This is a genomic window from Ensifer sp. VA4, from assembly GCF_055710065.1.
In genome coordinates this window covers 124,605-139,058 of sequence record NZ_JBVQPO010000002.1, presented here as the reverse complement: position 1 = coordinate 139,058, position 14,454 = coordinate 124,605, and the positions used below count along the sequence as shown (strand labels likewise).

Annotated in this window: 17 protein-coding genes; 8 read left to right on the top strand and 9 right to left on the bottom strand. The window is 62.3% G+C overall.

The genetic code is table 11. The features are described 5' to 3' along the window. The first annotated feature begins 77 nt into the window (after positions 1–77). Positions 78–695 (top strand): nucleotide exchange factor GrpE, encoded by a 618-nt coding sequence (gene grpE / locus AC0C6X_RS03595; protein ID WP_247958224.1) that lies wholly within the window; start codon positions 78–80, stop codon positions 693–695. Positions 696–784: 89 nt separating this feature from the next. Here grpE and AC0C6X_RS03590 read toward each other — a convergent pair whose 3' ends face one another. Beyond that, the gene (locus AC0C6X_RS03590; RefSeq protein WP_247958223.1) at positions 785–2,020 is read right to left on the bottom strand and encodes a D-arabinono-1,4-lactone oxidase; all 1,236 of its coding nucleotides are present in this window, start codon (positions 2,018–2,020) and stop codon (positions 785–787) included. A gap of 11 nt (positions 2,021–2,031) precedes the next feature. Continuing rightward, a complete protein-coding gene (locus AC0C6X_RS03585) occupies positions 2,032–2,799 on the bottom strand; it encodes an SDR family NAD(P)-dependent oxidoreductase (protein ID WP_247958222.1) in 768 nt (255 codons plus the stop codon). Positions 2,800–2,951: 152 nt separating this feature from the next. On the opposite strand from AC0C6X_RS03585, the gene AC0C6X_RS03580 reads away from it, so the two are divergent. Then, positions 2,952–3,764 (top strand): helix-turn-helix transcriptional regulator, encoded by an 813-nt coding sequence (locus AC0C6X_RS03580; protein ID WP_472951943.1) that lies wholly within the window; start codon positions 2,952–2,954, stop codon positions 3,762–3,764. Positions 3,765–3,807: 43 nt separating this feature from the next. Here AC0C6X_RS03580 and ptsN read toward each other — a convergent pair whose 3' ends face one another. From ptsN to lptC, 6 genes are all read right to left on the bottom strand, one after another. Next, positions 3,808–4,272: a PTS IIA-like nitrogen regulatory protein PtsN gene (gene ptsN, locus AC0C6X_RS03575; protein WP_173515333.1), complete on the bottom strand. Its 465-nt coding sequence runs from the start codon at positions 4,270–4,272 to the stop codon at positions 3,808–3,810. A gap of 172 nt (positions 4,273–4,444) precedes the next feature. Further along, positions 4,445–5,017, bottom strand: a complete 573-nt coding sequence (hpf, locus tag AC0C6X_RS03570) for a ribosome hibernation-promoting factor, HPF/YfiA family (RefSeq protein WP_173515334.1) — start codon at positions 5,015–5,017, stop codon at positions 4,445–4,447. A gap of 225 nt (positions 5,018–5,242) precedes the next feature. After that, entirely contained in the window at positions 5,243–6,781 is a 1,539-nt protein-coding gene (gene rpoN, locus AC0C6X_RS03565; RefSeq protein WP_472951942.1) for an RNA polymerase factor sigma-54, read from the bottom strand. Between the two features lie 144 nt (positions 6,782–6,925). Beyond that, positions 6,926–7,744 (bottom strand): LPS export ABC transporter ATP-binding protein, encoded by an 819-nt coding sequence (lptB, locus tag AC0C6X_RS03560; protein WP_173515336.1) that lies wholly within the window; start codon positions 7,742–7,744, stop codon positions 6,926–6,928. Between the two features lie 12 nt (positions 7,745–7,756). After that, the gene (locus AC0C6X_RS03555; RefSeq protein WP_173515337.1) at positions 7,757–8,317 is read right to left on the bottom strand and encodes an LptA/OstA family protein; all 561 of its coding nucleotides are present in this window, start codon (positions 8,315–8,317) and stop codon (positions 7,757–7,759) included. 15 nt (positions 8,318–8,332) lie between these two features. Continuing rightward, entirely contained in the window at positions 8,333–9,001 is a 669-nt protein-coding gene (lptC, locus tag AC0C6X_RS03550) for an LPS export ABC transporter periplasmic protein LptC (RefSeq protein ID WP_247958220.1), read from the bottom strand. A 262-nt stretch (positions 9,002–9,263) separates the two neighbouring features. Here lptC and sppA point away from each other — a divergent pair, with 262 nt between their 5' ends. From sppA to AC0C6X_RS03535, 3 genes are all read left to right on the top strand, one after another. Then, positions 9,264–10,223, top strand: a complete 960-nt coding sequence (sppA, locus tag AC0C6X_RS03545) for a signal peptide peptidase SppA (RefSeq protein WP_173515339.1) — start codon at positions 9,264–9,266, stop codon at positions 10,221–10,223. A gap of 129 nt (positions 10,224–10,352) precedes the next feature. Then, complete coding sequence (locus AC0C6X_RS03540) at positions 10,353–10,655, top strand: integration host factor subunit beta (RefSeq protein ID WP_025425688.1); 303 nt, start codon at positions 10,353–10,355, stop codon at positions 10,653–10,655. Positions 10,656–10,752: 97 nt separating this feature from the next. Next, a complete protein-coding gene (locus tag AC0C6X_RS03535) occupies positions 10,753–11,097 on the top strand; it encodes a DUF1049 domain-containing protein (RefSeq protein ID WP_173515340.1) in 345 nt (114 codons plus the stop codon). 33 nt (positions 11,098–11,130) lie between these two features. Here the strand turns inward: AC0C6X_RS03535 and AC0C6X_RS03530 are convergent, their stop codons facing one another. Then, complete coding sequence (locus AC0C6X_RS03530; protein WP_247958219.1) at positions 11,131–11,592, bottom strand: SRPBCC family protein; 462 nt, start codon at positions 11,590–11,592, stop codon at positions 11,131–11,133. A gap of 307 nt (positions 11,593–11,899) precedes the next feature. Here AC0C6X_RS03530 and AC0C6X_RS03525 point away from each other — a divergent pair, with 307 nt between their 5' ends. The 3 genes from AC0C6X_RS03525 to lspA are packed head-to-tail and all read left to right on the top strand — an operon-like array spanning position 11,900 to position 14,399. Then, a complete protein-coding gene (locus AC0C6X_RS03525; protein WP_472951941.1) occupies positions 11,900–13,054 on the top strand; it encodes a class I SAM-dependent methyltransferase in 1,155 nt (384 codons plus the stop codon). Continuing rightward, positions 13,051–13,911, top strand: a complete 861-nt coding sequence (locus AC0C6X_RS03520) for a TrmH family RNA methyltransferase (protein ID WP_173515343.1) — start codon at positions 13,051–13,053, stop codon at positions 13,909–13,911. Before AC0C6X_RS03525 ends, AC0C6X_RS03520 begins: the two co-directional genes overlap by 4 nt. Beyond that, on the top strand, positions 13,908–14,399 hold the full coding sequence (lspA, locus tag AC0C6X_RS03515) for a signal peptidase II (RefSeq protein ID WP_173515344.1): 492 nt from the start codon (positions 13,908–13,910) through the stop codon (positions 14,397–14,399). The genes AC0C6X_RS03520 and lspA overlap by 4 nt, the downstream gene beginning before the upstream one ends. Positions 14,400–14,454 lie beyond the last annotated feature (55 nt).

The window sequence follows — 14,454 nt, the reverse complement described above, 5'->3', positions numbered from 1 at the left end:
ATTTTTGCTGAAACGCAGGCTCGCGCTTGCGACGTGGAAATGCGAAGGACGATAGAGACGACACTGCGGAGAACGTCATGACCGACGATACGAACAAGCACGGACCCGAGGCCACCGACGAGGTAGTTGATGCCGCGCCGGATGCTGCCGAAGCCGCTGAAGCTGCGCCGGTTGTCGAGCCCGATCCGTTGGAGCTCGCCAAGGCGGAAAATGCCGAGCTGCGCGACAAGTACCTTCGGCTTGCCGCCGAGATGGACAATCTGCGCCGCCGTACCGAACGCGACGTCAAGGATGCGAAGTCCTACTCCGTCGCCGGTTTTGCCCGCGATATGCTCGCGGTTTCGGATAACCTGCGCCGGGCGCTCGATGCCATTCCGGCAGAGGCCAAGGAAGCAGGCGAGGCTGGCCTCACCGCCCTGATCGAGGGCGTGGAAATGACCGAGCGTTCGATGCTTGCGGCGCTCGAACGCCACGGCGTCAAGAAGCTGGAGCCGGAGGGCCAGAAGTTCGACCCGAACTTCCACCAGGCAATGTTCGAGATCCCCAATGCGGACGTGCCGAACAACACGGTGCTGCAGGTCGTTCAGGCCGGCTATACCATCGGTGACCGAGTGCTGCGTCCGGCCATGGTCGGCGTTTCCAAGGGCGGCCCGAAGGCCGTGGCTGCCGAGAACGGCGACGCTCCGACGGCCTGATCCAGCTCGTCAGAATTCGAAAATGCCGCGCGAGTTTCGCGCGGCATTTTCGTTTGGGGGACAGGAGAACGCCGGCGCCAGCGCGATCGCTATCCGAAGAGCTGGCGCAGGTGGTCGTTGAGGAATCGGCCTTCCGGGTCGACCTTGGCCCTCAGCGCCCGGAAATCGCCGGCGCGTGGGTAGAGCGCCGTGACGTCTTCGGCGCCGAGGAAGTGAAGTTTGCCCCAGTGCGGCCGGGAGCCGTATTGACGCAGGATCGCATCGACGTCCTTCAGATATTCCCAATAGTCGGTGCCGGGCTCACCGGAAACCGAAAGCGTGATCGAATCCTGCTGGTAGAAGGGGCTGATCCAGCCGGTATCGCCGGCGGTGAAGCGGTACTCGATCGGATAGATGCAGGTTGGGTGCTTCTCCAGCATCAGCTTGCGCACCGCTTTCACCGCCTCTTTGCCGTGGGCGACGGGCACCGCATATTCGAGCTCGTGGAAGTTCGGGACATACTCGATCGGGTAGATCTCCGAGGAATAGGCGATCTTCTCGAAGCGGCGCTCCGTCGGTGCTTCCTCGGTAATGTCGATCACCTTCATCTCGCAGACGTCGGAGGTCCTGTCCGTCGTCGAGACCGGCGCCGTGTCAGGCAGGCAATAGCAATGCCGGCTCTCCGGTACCGGGCACCAGAAGAAGCCGAAATGGCGGTGCTTGGCGGCCAATTCGTCGTGCTGTTCGATCATTTCGTCGAAGGTGCAGCGCCAGAGTTTTTCATGCAGGTTGTAGCTGTCCATCGCCTGCAGCGTGATCTCGGAGATCACGCCGAGCATGCCGACCGACACCCGCGCCGCCTCGAGCAGGTCCGGTGTGGTCTCGTCGACGACGAGAATGCTGCCATCCGGTTGTACCAGGCGCATGCCGACGATCTGCGAGGCCATGTTGCCGAGTCTCGCGCCGGTCCCGTGTGTGCCGGTCGTCAGCGCGCCGGCCAGTGCCTGGCTATCGATGTCCCCCTGATTGATCAGCGACAGGCCGCTGGATTTCAGTACCTTGCCGAGCTGATTGATCGTGGTGCCCGCCTTCACCGCCACGCGCTTGCGCGCGTAGTCGATGCCGACGACGCCCTGCATGCTTGAGAGCGTCAGCAGCAGCCCGCTGGTAAGCGCCACCGGCGTGAAGGAATGGCCGGAGCCGGCGCAGCGCACGTTCAGCCCTTGCGCGGTCGCCTCGCGCACCATTTCCGCCAGTGCCGCCTCGCTCTCCGGCGCGCCGCGATGGCGCACGATACATGATTGGTTTCCGACCCAGTTGCGCCAGTGGCCACCTGCCTGAAGCATTTTCCCCTCCCTCAAACCGCGGTGAAGCAATTGTCGACGAACAGATGCGTGCCGTTGATGAAGCTCGCCTCGTCGCTCGCCAGGAACAGCGCCGCGTTCGCCACTTCTTTCGGGTCGCACATGCGGCCCTGCTGCGCGGCGATCGCGGCCTCCGAAACGTCGACCCCGTATTTGCTGAGGCCGACCAGCTCGCGCTTGCCATGGTCGGTGGCGATGAAGCCCGGGCAGACGGCGTTACAGCGGATGCCGCGGTCGCGGAACTCGACGGCGATGGCGCGGGCGAACATGTGGCAGGCGCCCTTGGTCGTGTCGTAGAGTACCTCCATCGGCGTTGCGGCCACGGCCGAGATCGACGAGGTGCAGACGATGCTGCCGCCGCCGGCGGAAAGCATGCCGGGTAGAACCGCCTTGGTCATCAGGAACATGCTGCGCACGTTGACCGCCATCAGCCGGTCCCATTCATCTTCCTCGACCTCGAGGAAGGGGCCGACGGCGAGGATCCCGGCGTGGTTGAAGAGAACGGTAATGGCGCCGAACGCTGCCTCGACCGCCTTGACGGCCGAAGTCACCTCTGCAGATACCGAGACATCGGCGGGTGCGAAGATCGCCTCGCCGCCATTGGCGCGGATCGACGCCGCGACCTCTTCGCCCTTGCTGCGCGGCAGGTCGACGATGCCGACCTTGGCGCCTTCGCGCGCGAAAAGCTCTGATGCCGCCAGGCCACAACCGCCCGCGCCGCCGCTGATCAGTGCCACCTTGCCTGAAAGCCTGCCTGCCATTGCGCCCTCCTCATCGGCGTCGCTCGCGGCAATCGCCAATGGCGGCCCGTTCTACGACGACCTGTTGCCCTCTCTTGACGGGAATTATTGTTGACGAAGCAGGACCTGTCGATATCCCATGCGGGATACGAGGATTGGGGGATGAAACCGGAATGCTGGTAAGGGAGTCCGCCGATATATCGGCGATGATCGGTCTGATCGGCACGCAGGATTTCGGCCAGGCGCTCGACCGGATGCTGCGATCGGTCGCCAGCTTCGATCTCTCCGTCGCCTTTGCCTATCCCTATGACGCAAGGCCGATCGTGCTCCACGACGGCTACACGGCGAAAGTGTCGGCGAGCGCGCTTTCCGCCTATCTCGGCGGCGCCTATCTGCTCGACCCCTTCTATGTCGCCTGTTGCGCCGGCCAACCGGCCGGCCTCTGGCGCATGCGCGAACTGGCACCGGACCGGTTCTTCCAGTCCGATTTCTCGTCGTCCGCCGAGGTGCATCCCTGTGTGTCGATGGAATCGGGCGTTCTGGTGGAGGAAGTCGGCTTCGTCATTCCGCTCGACGGTGGCCTGCAGGCGACCTACTCGCTGATGCGCGGCCGCGGCGGCGAGCCTTTCAGCGAGGCCGAACTCGGGCGTCTGCGGGTCTATGAGCCGATCGTGCGCGAGGCGGTTCGTTCGAACTGGCGCCAGCAGGGGCAATCCTTTGCGCCGCCGCCATCGGAAGAGGGCGACGACGCGATGGAAGCGGCATTCGAGAGCCTTTGTTCAGACCGGCTGACGAAGCAGCAGCGCAACATTGTGCGCCTCATCCTCAGGGGACACAGCAACCTTTCGATCGGCAAGGTGATGGACATTGCCGAAGGAACGGTCCGGATCCATCGCAAGAACATCTATCGCCGGCTTGGGATATCGAGCCAAGGCGCCTTGTTCCGGATTTTCATAGATCATTTGAACGGTCGTCAGCTTTACTGAGGCAGGCAATGCGCGTCCGGCGGACGCGCGCCGTTCGCTGTCTTCAGGCGGCGTGCGAGGTCGCGTCGTCGTTGAGCAGCGTGTAGATCGCACTGGCGGAATCGCTCGAGCGGATCTTGGCGACCATGTCCTGATCGCGCAGGACGCGGGCGATGCGCGACAGCGCCTTGAGGTGATCGGCGCCGGCACCTTCCGGAGCGAGCAGCAGGAAGACGAGATCGACGGGCTGGTCGTCGAGCGCTTCGAAATCGACAGGTGTTTCCAGTCGCGCGAAGATGCCGATGATCGAGGGAAGATTGTTGAGCTTGCCGTGCGGGATGGCGATGCCGTTGCCGACGCCGGTGGAGCCGAGGCGCTCCCGCTGCAGGATCACGTCGAAGATTTCACGCTCGGGAAGCCCGGTGAGCTTAGATGCTTTTGCCGCCAATTCCTGGAGGAGCTGCTTTTTCGAGTTGGCCCTCATGGCCGGGATGATCGCATTTTGATGCAGTAGACCTGCCAATGCCATTCTTTTGTCCTCGTTCGCCGGTTAGAGCCGGACAACATCATCACAAATGCGTCGCAATGGCTCTAACCATCTTTATCGTGGCGGGTTCCATGCACAGAAAAGTCACATTTCCCGGCCTGCCCGCTGATTATGGGCGTGGGAAGCGCCAGCGTGCCGGCGCTCCCCTATCCGCTCATGCTTTGATATTGGCAGCGTCGATCCAGCCAATATTTCCATCGTTGCGTCTGTAGACGATATTCAGATCGTCCTTGCCGGGGCTGCGGAACATCAGGACGGGTTCGTCCGTCATGTCGAGCGCCATCACGGCACTGGCGACAGACATCGTCCTCAACTGTTTCGTGCTTTCGGCGACGATCGTCGGCGCATAATCCTCGGGGACTTCGTCGTCCTCGAAGGGCACCGAATCCATCACTGTGTAGGTTACCTCGGCAGCGTTCTGTCCGTTGCCGTTATGGTGATCCTTCAGCTTCCGCTTGTAGCGACGCAGGCGCTTTTCGATGCGATCCGATGCGGCGTCAAAGGCAGCCTGGGGGTCGTTCGCCTGACCGTTCGCCTGCATAACCACGCCCGTATCGAGATGAAGCTTGCAGTCGGCGCTGAAGCGCGACCCGGATTTTTCCACAGTGACCTGGCTTGAATATCCTCCGTCGAAATATTTGGTAACGGCCTGCTCGATCTGCTCGCCGATGCGGGCACGGAACGAATCGCCGATTTCCATCTGTTTACCGGATACACGCACACTCATGGAGTTTCCTCTCTCGTTCGTGATTTGCGCAGCCAGTCTATTCCAAGCGGTCCCGTCATCCAAGCCTTTCAGACTTGCGGGCGCGCCTCTGTCGCAGCCACCGGTCGTACCGGTTCGCTTCCGGGGCGAGCATGTCCCCGGTGATTGCGGCGGGCTCATATCGCCTGTGTCGGGGAGAGTCAATTGGAGGTCGCAAAAAAGTTAATGCGGCTTAACTTCCGGTGCTCAGAAGCCGGAGGCCTTGGCCAGCGCCCGCTTTTCCCGTCGCCGCTGCACGGAGGAGGGGATGCTCATCGCCTCGCGGTATTTGGCGACCGTGCGGCGGGCAATGTCGATGCCGGCCTTCTTCAGGCTGTCGACGATATCGTCGTCGGAAAGCACCGCTTCGGCGCTCTCCTCCTGGATCATCGTGCGGATCCGGTGGCGCACGGATTCCGCCGAATGGCTATCGCCGCCTTCGGCCGAGCCGATAGAGACGGTGAAGAAATACTTGAGCTCGAAAAGCCCCCGTGGTGTCAGCATGTATTTGTTGGAGGTCACCCGGCTGACGGTCGATTCATGCATCTTGATCGCATCGGCGACCGTCTTGAGGTTCAGCGGCCTCAAATGGCCGATGCCGTTGGCCAGGAACGCGTCCTGCTGGCGAACGATCTCGGTGGCAACCTTCATGATTGTCCGGGCACGCTGGTCGAGGCTGCGGGTCAGCCAGTTCGCGTTCTGCAGGCACTCGTTCAGGAAGGCCTGGTCGGCGCTGTTCTTCTGTGTGCCGCGCGAGACCGCAGCGAAATAGTCCTGGTTGACCAGGACCCGCGGCAGGGCGTCCGGATTGAGCTCGACCATCCATGTGCCGTCGGGCGCGGCCCGCACGACGATGTCGGGCACGATCGCCTCGCTGACGCTGGTCTCGAAGCTGGTCCCGGGTTTCGGGTCGAGCTTGCGGATTTCCGCCAGCATGTCGATCAAGTCCTCCTCGTCGACGCCGCAGATCTTCTTGAGCGTTGCGAAATCGCGCCGCGCCAGCAGTTCGAGATTGGCGAGCAGTGCCTCCATCGCCGGATCGAGGCGGTCGCGGGCGCGCAACTGGATCGCGAGGCATTCGCCGAGCGAGCGCGCGAAGACGCCGGGCGGATCGAACTGCTGCAGCGTCAGCAATACCCTCACGACGTCGGCATGGGCGGCACCCAGCCGTTCGGCAACTTCTTCAAGGTCCGCCTGGAGATAGCCGGCCTCGTCGAGCTGGTCGATGAGGTGCTGCGCGATCAGCCGATCCGAGGGGGCCGGCAGCGCGAAGGGCAATTGTTCGGTGAGCGTCTCGCGCAGGCTCTTGCGGCCGGCAACGAAATCGTCGAGGTCGTAGTCTTCGCCCTCGCTACCACCGGGCATCGACTTCCACTGGCCGAGCAGTTCCGGCGCGTCCGCACGCTGCGGCGCCGTGTCGTCCTGATAGACATTGGCGAAATCGGCGTCGAGCTGTTCGCCGAGCCGTTCGCCGTTGGGCGACGTCGCACTGTCGTAAAGGTCTGCCTGTGCGCCGAAATCGTCACCGGGAGGTTCGTCGCCTGCCGTGTTCTCGCCGCGCTCCGGCGTGACCGGCAGATCGTCATTTGCCTGAAATTCGAGCAGCGGGTTCTTTTCGACCTCCTGGGCGATGAACTGATTGAGCTCGAGATGCGTCATCTGCAGCAGCTGGATCGACTGCATGAGCTGTGGCGTCATCACCAGGGACTGGGACTGGCGCAGATGAAGGCTGGCGGACAGTGCCATGCTGACGCGAAACTCCCGAGAAATCTCCTGGGGCCGCAATGCTTCTCCGATAACCGGACGGACCCTTATCAATTGGCCCAAAAATTGCTTATCAAGAAGGTTTGGTCAAGCGTTGTCGCGGGCGGAATCGCCCGCGAAGCGCCCTCAAAGGCTGAAATTGTCGCCGAGATAGAGCCGGCGCACGTCAGGATTGGTGACGATGTCGTTGGCGCGACCATGGGTCAGTACTTCGCCGGCATGGATGATGTAGGCGCGGTCGATGAGGCCGAGCGTCTCGCGGACATTGTGGTCGGTGATGAGTACGCCGATGCCGCGCGAGGTGAGGTGACGGACGAGCGCCTGGATATCGGCGACCGAAATCGGATCGACGCCGGCGAACGGTTCGTCCAGCAGCATGAAGGTCGGATCGGTCGCAAGTGCGCGGGCGATTTCGAGGCGCCGCCGCTCGCCACCCGAGAGCGCAATCGCCGGGGACTTGCGCAGGTGGCTGATGTTGAACTCGCCGAGCAGATCGTTGAGTTTGCTTTCGCGGCGCTCCAAATTCTTGTCATGGACCTCGAGCACGGCGCGGATGTTTTCCTCGACCGTCAGTCCGCGAAAGATCGACGCTTCCTGCGGCAGGTAGCCGACGCCAAGACGCGCGCGGCGGTACATCGGCATGGTCGTGACGTCGTTGCCGTTGATCTCGATCGAGCCTTCGTCGACCGGCACGAGGCCGGTGATCATGTAGAAGCAGGTGGTCTTGCCGGCGCCGTTTGGTCCAAGCAGGCCCACGGCTTCACCGCGGCGCACCACCAGTGAAACGCCGTTGACGACCCGGCGTTCGCGATAGGCCTTCGTCAGGCCGCGCGCGATCAGCGTGCCGTCGTAACGCGCCTTGTCGACCGCGTGTCCGGTAACGACCGCGACTGTCGCCGACGGCTTGCGGACCCGTTTGCGCTTGTGAAGGAAGGGAAAGTGCACGAGCGGTCTACGTCAGTTTTGCTTGCGGGACTTCGGGTCGAGCTGGATCTGCACGCGGCCGCCACAGGCTTCGAGTTGAGCCTCTCCGGTTTTCATCTGAACATTGAGTTGGCAGCCGACGAAGACGTTCTTGCCTTCCGACAACACGACCTTGTCGCCCTTGAGCACGAAGACCTGCTTCGTCATGTCGAAGGAACCGGTGTCTGCCGTCGCCTGCTGCGTGCCCGAGCTCAGGAAGACCTTTTCGCTGACCTCGATGCGGTCGATGTCCGCGTCGCCGCTCGAAACCGAGCCGCCGCCGGACTTGTAGAAGACCACCATGTTGCCGGCCTGAAGCGTCGTCGTACCCTGCACGACCTTGACGTTTCCGGTAAAGATCGCCTTGCTCTCCGGATCCTTGATCTCGAGCTTGTCGCTTTCGATCTGGATCGGCTTGTCGTTGGAGAGTTCAAGGCCCTTCATCTTGCTGGACGTGGCCTGCGCCGAAGCGCCGGAGGCAATGATCAAAGCGCCGACGCCGGCAATCGCCAGACTGGCGGAAATCCTGAAAAAAGAGGCGGTTGTGGCCGACATGGAGTGCACCGGATCCTATTTCGCGTTCTTGCGGATGGCGGTGGGCTCAACGTTCACCCTCACCATGCCCTCAAATATTACAATACGTCCCTTATCCGTCATTCGCAGCGTCTGCGCAATGATCGAACCGCCCTTCATGCTGATCGCAACGGGCCGCTTCGTTTCCATTTCGCCGGCATTGATGTCCAGATAGGCCGACTGGAAGTCGGCGTTGATGCCATTATTGACGGAAATGGTGAACGGGGCGTTCATGTCGAGCGTATTGGCGCCACGGTCATAGATGCCGTTGGTGGCGTCTACCGTCGCGACCAACGAATCCTTCATCGGCATTTCCGCATGGATCGTCTGAAGGGTGATGATATCCGGATTGGCGATATCCTGGAGCGCCCGCTGGGCCTTCATCGAATAGCTGATGCCCTGCTTGTTTCGGCCGGAGATGGCTGGATTCTGCATGACGATCTTGCCGTCCTCGATCGTTGCCGTTTCGAGTTGCAGATCAACGGGCATGAAGGCCCTGACGAAGGAAACGGCGGCAAAGATCACGGCAATGATGCCGGCGGCCACGGGCAGGATGACCTTCAGCCGCCGGACGCGCACGGAGTGCCTCGCGGCGAGCGCATAGGCGTCGGCGGAGCTCTCGCCCGTATCGGCATAAATGCCCGGGGCTGGCGCGTGGTTCAACATGAAAGGGCCTGTCGGTTCTACTGCTTTTTATCGCTGACCCACGAAGGGTCATATACATACACTGGTGTAAGTCGTCGCAAATATGGATATTTTTTGCTGCTGCACAATGGCGCTGCAAAAAAACTCGGGTGAAGCACGAAAACGCCAGCCGCGGCTTTCAACCGTGGCCAAGCGCGTTTATGGAATATGCCTCTGCGCGCGCAGATAGCACGTTCCCGCGGAAACTGACAGAAGCTGCGCCAACAATTCGGGAGAAACCCACATGGACGAACTCGCCATCGCCGATCGCCGCAGCCTGCGTCGGAAATTGAGTTTCTGGCGCTGGGTGGTGGCAGGCCTGCTTCTCTTGGCGGCGCTCGCCATCTTCGCCTGGTCCGGCGCTGCGGACGACGTCAGCCGCACCCGTCAGCACGTGGCGCGTGTCAGCATCAGCGGCCTGATCCAGGACGACCGGGAGCTCCTCGAGCGGCTCCAGAGGATTGCCGACAACGACAGCGTCAAGGCGCTGGTCGTGACCATTTCGTCCCCGGGCGGCACCACCTACGGCGGCGAGGTTCTTTATAAGGCGATCCGCAAGGTTGCCGCCAAGAAGCCCGTCGTTTCCAACGTCCGCACGCTCGCCGCTTCCGCGGGTTACATGATCGCGCTCGCGGGCGACACGATCGTCGCTGGCGAAAGCTCGATCACTGGCTCCATCGGCGTCATTTTCCAGTATCCGCAGATCAAGGACCTGATGGACAAGCTCGGCGTATCGCTGGAATCGATCAAGTCGCGGCCACTGAAGGCGGAGCCGTCGCCATTCCATCCGGCAAGCGACGAGGCCAAATCGATGATCCAGGGAATGATCGACGACAGCTATGCCTGGTTCGTCGACCTGGTTGCCGAGCGCCGCAAGCTGCCGCGTCCCGAGGCGCTGCTGCTTGCCGACGGCCGCATTTTCACCGGGCGCCAGGCGCTGAAGGCGAAGCTCGTCGACACGCTCGGCGGCGAGGACGAAATCCGCGCCTTCCTCACGGAGAAAAAGGTATCGAAGGACCTGCCGATCGTCGATTGGGAGGCACCGCGCAAGACCCTGCCTTTTGGCCTCGGCGCGGTGGCCGCGAATTGGATCAAGATGTTGGGATATGACGCTTTTCCGGCAATGAGCGGCCTCGAAAAAATTGCGGGCGACAAGTTGTTTCTTGACGGTCTTGTTTCGGTTTGGCAGGTTGATGGCCAATGAGGAAGGCGACATATACCCAGCCTGAGCCGTCAGGAGATGCTGGCGTTTTCGTAAGCGTCGGCCAGACCCTTGCGGCAATCACAATGCAGACCGAAAAAGCAAAACAAACAAGAATTTGAGGGGGCGACAGTGATCAAGTCAGAACTGGTGCAGATTGTTGCAGCTCGCAATCCGCATCTCTATCACCGCGATGTCGAAAACATCGTCAATGCGGTTCTCGATGAGATCACAGACGCGCTCGCGGCAGGCAATCGGGTGGAACTGCGCGGCTTCGGTGCTTTCTCCGTCAAAAACCGTCCGTCGCGCTCCGGGCGCAATCCGCGCACCGGCGATTCCGTTTTCGTCGAGGAAAAGTGGGTGCCGTTCTTCAAGACCGGCAAGGAATTGCGTGAGCGCCTTAATCCCGGGATGAATGGCGACGACGAAGACTGATCGTCTTTCTCGGTCTCAGCGGTCCGGCGCAATTGACGCCCGTTGTCCCATGTGGCCACCGGAAACCGTGCGGCTGCCCGCAAGCTGGAGCGATTGAATGTTCAAGAAACTGATCAATATCGTTGTTCTCATCCCGGTTGGCGTGATCCTGATCGTTCTCAGTGTCGCCAACCGCCAGAGCGTGACGCTGGCGCTGAACCCTTTCCGCCCGGAAGACAGCGTGCTGTCGGTCAGCGCACCCTTCTTCGTCTTCCTGTTTCTCGCCGTCATCGTCGGCGTAATCCTCGGTGCGGCGGCTACCTGGTTCAGTCAGGGCAAGTATCGCCGCCGCGCACGCACCGAGGCGAACGAGGCGGTGAAATGGCACCGCGAAGCCGAGAAGCATCGCAGCCAGGCCGAAAAGCTCGCCACCCAGGTGACCTTGGCCGCCCCTCAGAATTGAGCGTTTGTGTTGATGCTGTGAAGTGGCGGTCGTTCAGCTCGCCGCTTCCGCCTGCTCGCCGCCAACGGCCGCGCAGAAGTTGGTGAAGAACTGCTGCGCCAGCTTCTTTGCGGTCGAATCGATGAGGCGCGAGCCGAGCTGGGCGAGCTTGCCGCCGACCTCCGCCTTGACGTCGTAGCGCAGCACCGTTTCGGCGCCATCCTCAGTCAAGGTGACATCGGCGCCGCCCTTGGCGAAACCGGCGATGCCGCCCTTTCCTTCGCCCGAGATCGTATAGCTTTCCGGCGGGTTGAGATTGGAGAGCACGACGTTGCCGGTGAAGGAAGCCGAGACGGGGCCGATCTTGATCTTCACGACCGCTGCAAGTTCGGTCGCCGAAGTCATCTCCAGCGACTGACAGCCGGGGATGCACCGTTTCAGGATTTCCGGATCGTTGAGGCTGCGCCACACTGCGTCGCGCCCAGCCGAAATCCGTTCTTCGCCGGTCATGTCCATGCGCTTTCCTCCCATTGCACGCCGCGCGTCGGCCTCGACGCGCCAAGGTCGCTGTCACATATTAGGCCTGCTGCCAGAATCTTGTCCCCAAGCCGGTTCCGACCCAAGGAAATTCGCGGCGGGTTCTCCCGTGCTGATCTTCGCAAAACGGAAACGACTTTGCCAAGTGCATCAGCGATGCTATTTGCACGTTTAATGGATGCCGTGGCTTCAGGCTGCGGCAACAAACCTCATGACGCCTGCCCGTCCGCGCTCGATGTTGCGGAGGGCAGGCGGCACATGTTCTAACAAGCCCAGGGATTTCAGCGTGAAGGAAAAGGACCGGCGGTCGAAGAATGCCTCCGTGACGACGGCCAAGGGCCGTGGCGCCGAGGCGCGTGGCGGCGGCCGTCATGATCAGAAGCGTCCGGTTCCGCCGAAGGGCAGCGGCTTCAAGGAACGGCCGCCGCGGCCAGCGACCGCGCCGGGTGCGGAGACGCGCGACAAGCCCGTCCGGCAGGCTCCCGCGCAGGAAGCACCGGCGCGGGTGATCGCCCGGCGAACCGGCGAAAAGCCGGCCGAGCGCGTGCCGCTCATCCTGGAGACATCAGGCGCTTCGGGTTACCATCTGATCGACAGCGGCGCCGGCGAGAAGCTCGAGCAATACGGCCCCTATCGCATCGTGCGCCCGGAGGCGCAGGCGCTCTGGCCGCGCAGCCTGCCCGATCACATCTGGGAGAAGGCCGACGCGATTTTCACCGGCGACACTGATGAGGACGGCATGGGCCGCTGGCGCTTTCCGGGTGCCGTGCTCGGCGAAACCTGGCCGATGCAGCTTCTCGGAACCGATTTCCACGGCCGCTTTACCTCATTCCGCCATGTCGGCGTCTTTCCGGAACAATTGGCGCACTGGAGCTGGGTCAAGGACCAGGTGGAAGCTGCCGGGCGGCCGCTCAAGGTCCTGAACCTCTTCGGCTATACCGGGGTCGCCTCACTGATCGCCGCCAAGGCCGGCGCCGAGGTCACCCATGTCGACGCCTCGAAGAAGGCGATCGGCTGGGCGCGCGAGAACCAGCAACTGGCGCGCGCCGAAAAGCTGCCGATCCGCTGGATCTGCGACGATGCAATGAAGTTCATCCAGCGGGAAGAGCGCCGCGGCAGCCGCTATGACATCATCCTCACCGACCCGCCGAAGTTCGGCCGGGGTCCGAATGGCGAAGTCTGGCAGCTCTTCGATGACCTGGCGGCAATGCTCGACATCTGCCGCGAGATCCTCTCGCCGGAAGCGCGCGGCCTGGTGCTGACCGCCTATTCGATCCGGGCGAGCTTCTATTCGATCCATGAACTGATGCGCGAGACGATGCGCGGCCGCGGCGGCCGGGTGGAATCGGGCGAGCTCATCATCCGCGAGGGCGGACTTGACGGCCGCGAGCCGGGCAGGGCGCTTTCGACCTCTCTCTTCAGCCGCTGGGTACCGCAATGAGCAATGACAGAAGCGAACACGGCACCGGTCGTGTCGGTCAGGTGAAGGAGGTCACGAGCCTCACCAACCCGATCATCAAGGACATCCGTGCGCTGGCGCAGAAGAAGCACCGCGACGAAACGCGTTCCTTCATGGCCGAGGGCCTGAAGCTGGTGATCGACGCGCTCGATCTCGGCTGGAAGATCAAGACGCTGATCTATGGCAAGGCTGCCAAGGGCAAGCCGCATGTCGAACAGGTGGCAGCGAAGACCTTCGCCAAGGGCGGCCTCGTGCTCGAAGTCAGCGAGAAGGTGCTCTCGACGATCACCCGGCGCGACAACCCGCAGATGGTCGTCGGCATCTTCGAGCAGCGCTATCAGTCGCTGAAGGATCTGAAGCCGCAACTGGGCGAAACCTATGTGGCGCTCGATCGGGTCCGCGACCCCGGCAACCTCGGCACCATCATCCGCACCGCCGATGCAGCCGGCGCCTCCGGCATCATACTCGTCGGCGAGACCACCGATCCGTTTTCGCTCGAAACCGTACGCGCCACCATGGGCTCGGTCTTCGCGATGCCGGTGGCACGCGCGAGCGCCGAAGATTTCATCCGCTGGCAGAAATCCGCCGGTGCGAAGGTGGTTGCGACCCATCTTGCCGGTGCCGTCGACTACCGCACCATCGATTACAAGTCGAAGCCCGTGGTGATCCTGATGGGCAACGAACAGGCGGGTCTGCCGGAAGAGCTTGCCCGTGAGGCCGGTGCGCTTGCACGCATCCCGCAGGCCGGGCGCGCCGATTCGCTGAACCTCGCGATCGCCACCGGCATCATGCTGTTCGAGGCACGCCGTCATCTGCTGACATTGGACGCGCGCGCATGAGCGAGAAGCAGGTGCTGTTTTCCCGGCCGCTGCCGATCGCGGTCTTCATCCTTCTCGCACTCATCACCGACCAGGTGATCAAGTATCTGGTCGAGCTCTATCTGCCCTTCAACCAGGCGGTCCGCGTCGTGCCGATGCTGGCGCTCTACCGCACCTATAATTACGGCGTTGCCTTCTCGATGCTGTCGGGCATGGAGGGCTGGTTCATCGTCGGCATGCGGCTTGCCGTCGTCGCCTTCGTGCTCTGGCTCTGGAAGCGCACGCCGAAGGACCGGTTCTTCGCGCATTTCGGCTACGCGCTGATCATCGCCGGTGCGCTCGGAAACCTCGTCGACCGGCTGATCTTCGGCTACGTGATCGACTACATCCTCTTCTATACGGAGACCTGGTCCTTCGCCGTCTTCAATCTGGCCGATACTTTCATCACCATCGGTGCCGGCGCCATCATCCTTGACGAGCTGTTGCACGCGAAAAAGGCCGATCGTTAAGATTTTACCGGTGCATTGAAGCCATTCGGAACGCTTGTCGTGTTAGCCGGATCGC

Bases quoted from the DNA above. Each gene is read 5' to 3' on its own strand.
- AC0C6X_RS03520 (WP_173515343.1), top strand. From the start codon at position 13,051: ATGAGCAATGACAGAAGCGAACACGGCACCGGTCGTGTCGGTCAGGTG.
- lspA (WP_173515344.1), top strand. From the start codon at position 13,908: ATGAGCGAGAAGCAGGTGCTGTTTTCCCGGCCGCTGCCGATCGCGGTC.
- grpE (WP_247958224.1), top strand. From the start codon at position 78: ATGACCGACGATACGAACAAGCACGGACCCGAGGCCACCGACGAGGTA.
- AC0C6X_RS03590 (WP_247958223.1), bottom strand. From the start codon at position 2,020: ATGCTTCAGGCAGGTGGCCACTGGCGCAACTGGGTCGGAAACCAATCA.
- AC0C6X_RS03580 (WP_472951943.1), top strand. From the start codon at position 2,952: ATGCTGGTAAGGGAGTCCGCCGATATATCGGCGATGATCGGTCTGATC.
- hpf (WP_173515334.1), bottom strand. From the start codon at position 5,017: ATGAGTGTGCGTGTATCCGGTAAACAGATGGAAATCGGCGATTCGTTC.
- sppA (WP_173515339.1), top strand. From the start codon at position 9,264: ATGGACGAACTCGCCATCGCCGATCGCCGCAGCCTGCGTCGGAAATTG.
- AC0C6X_RS03555 (WP_173515337.1), bottom strand. From the start codon at position 8,317: ATGTCGGCCACAACCGCCTCTTTTTTCAGGATTTCCGCCAGTCTGGCG.
- AC0C6X_RS03585 (WP_247958222.1), bottom strand. From the start codon at position 2,799: ATGGCAGGCAGGCTTTCAGGCAAGGTGGCACTGATCAGCGGCGGCGCG.
- ptsN (WP_173515333.1), bottom strand. From the start codon at position 4,272: ATGGCATTGGCAGGTCTACTGCATCAAAATGCGATCATCCCGGCCATG.
- AC0C6X_RS03530 (WP_247958219.1), bottom strand. From the start codon at position 11,592: ATGGACATGACCGGCGAAGAACGGATTTCGGCTGGGCGCGACGCAGTG.
- lptC (WP_247958220.1), bottom strand. From the start codon at position 9,001: ATGTTGAACCACGCGCCAGCCCCGGGCATTTATGCCGATACGGGCGAG.
- rpoN (WP_472951942.1), bottom strand. From the start codon at position 6,781: ATGGCACTGTCCGCCAGCCTTCATCTGCGCCAGTCCCAGTCCCTGGTG.
- AC0C6X_RS03535 (WP_173515340.1), top strand. From the start codon at position 10,753: ATGTTCAAGAAACTGATCAATATCGTTGTTCTCATCCCGGTTGGCGTG.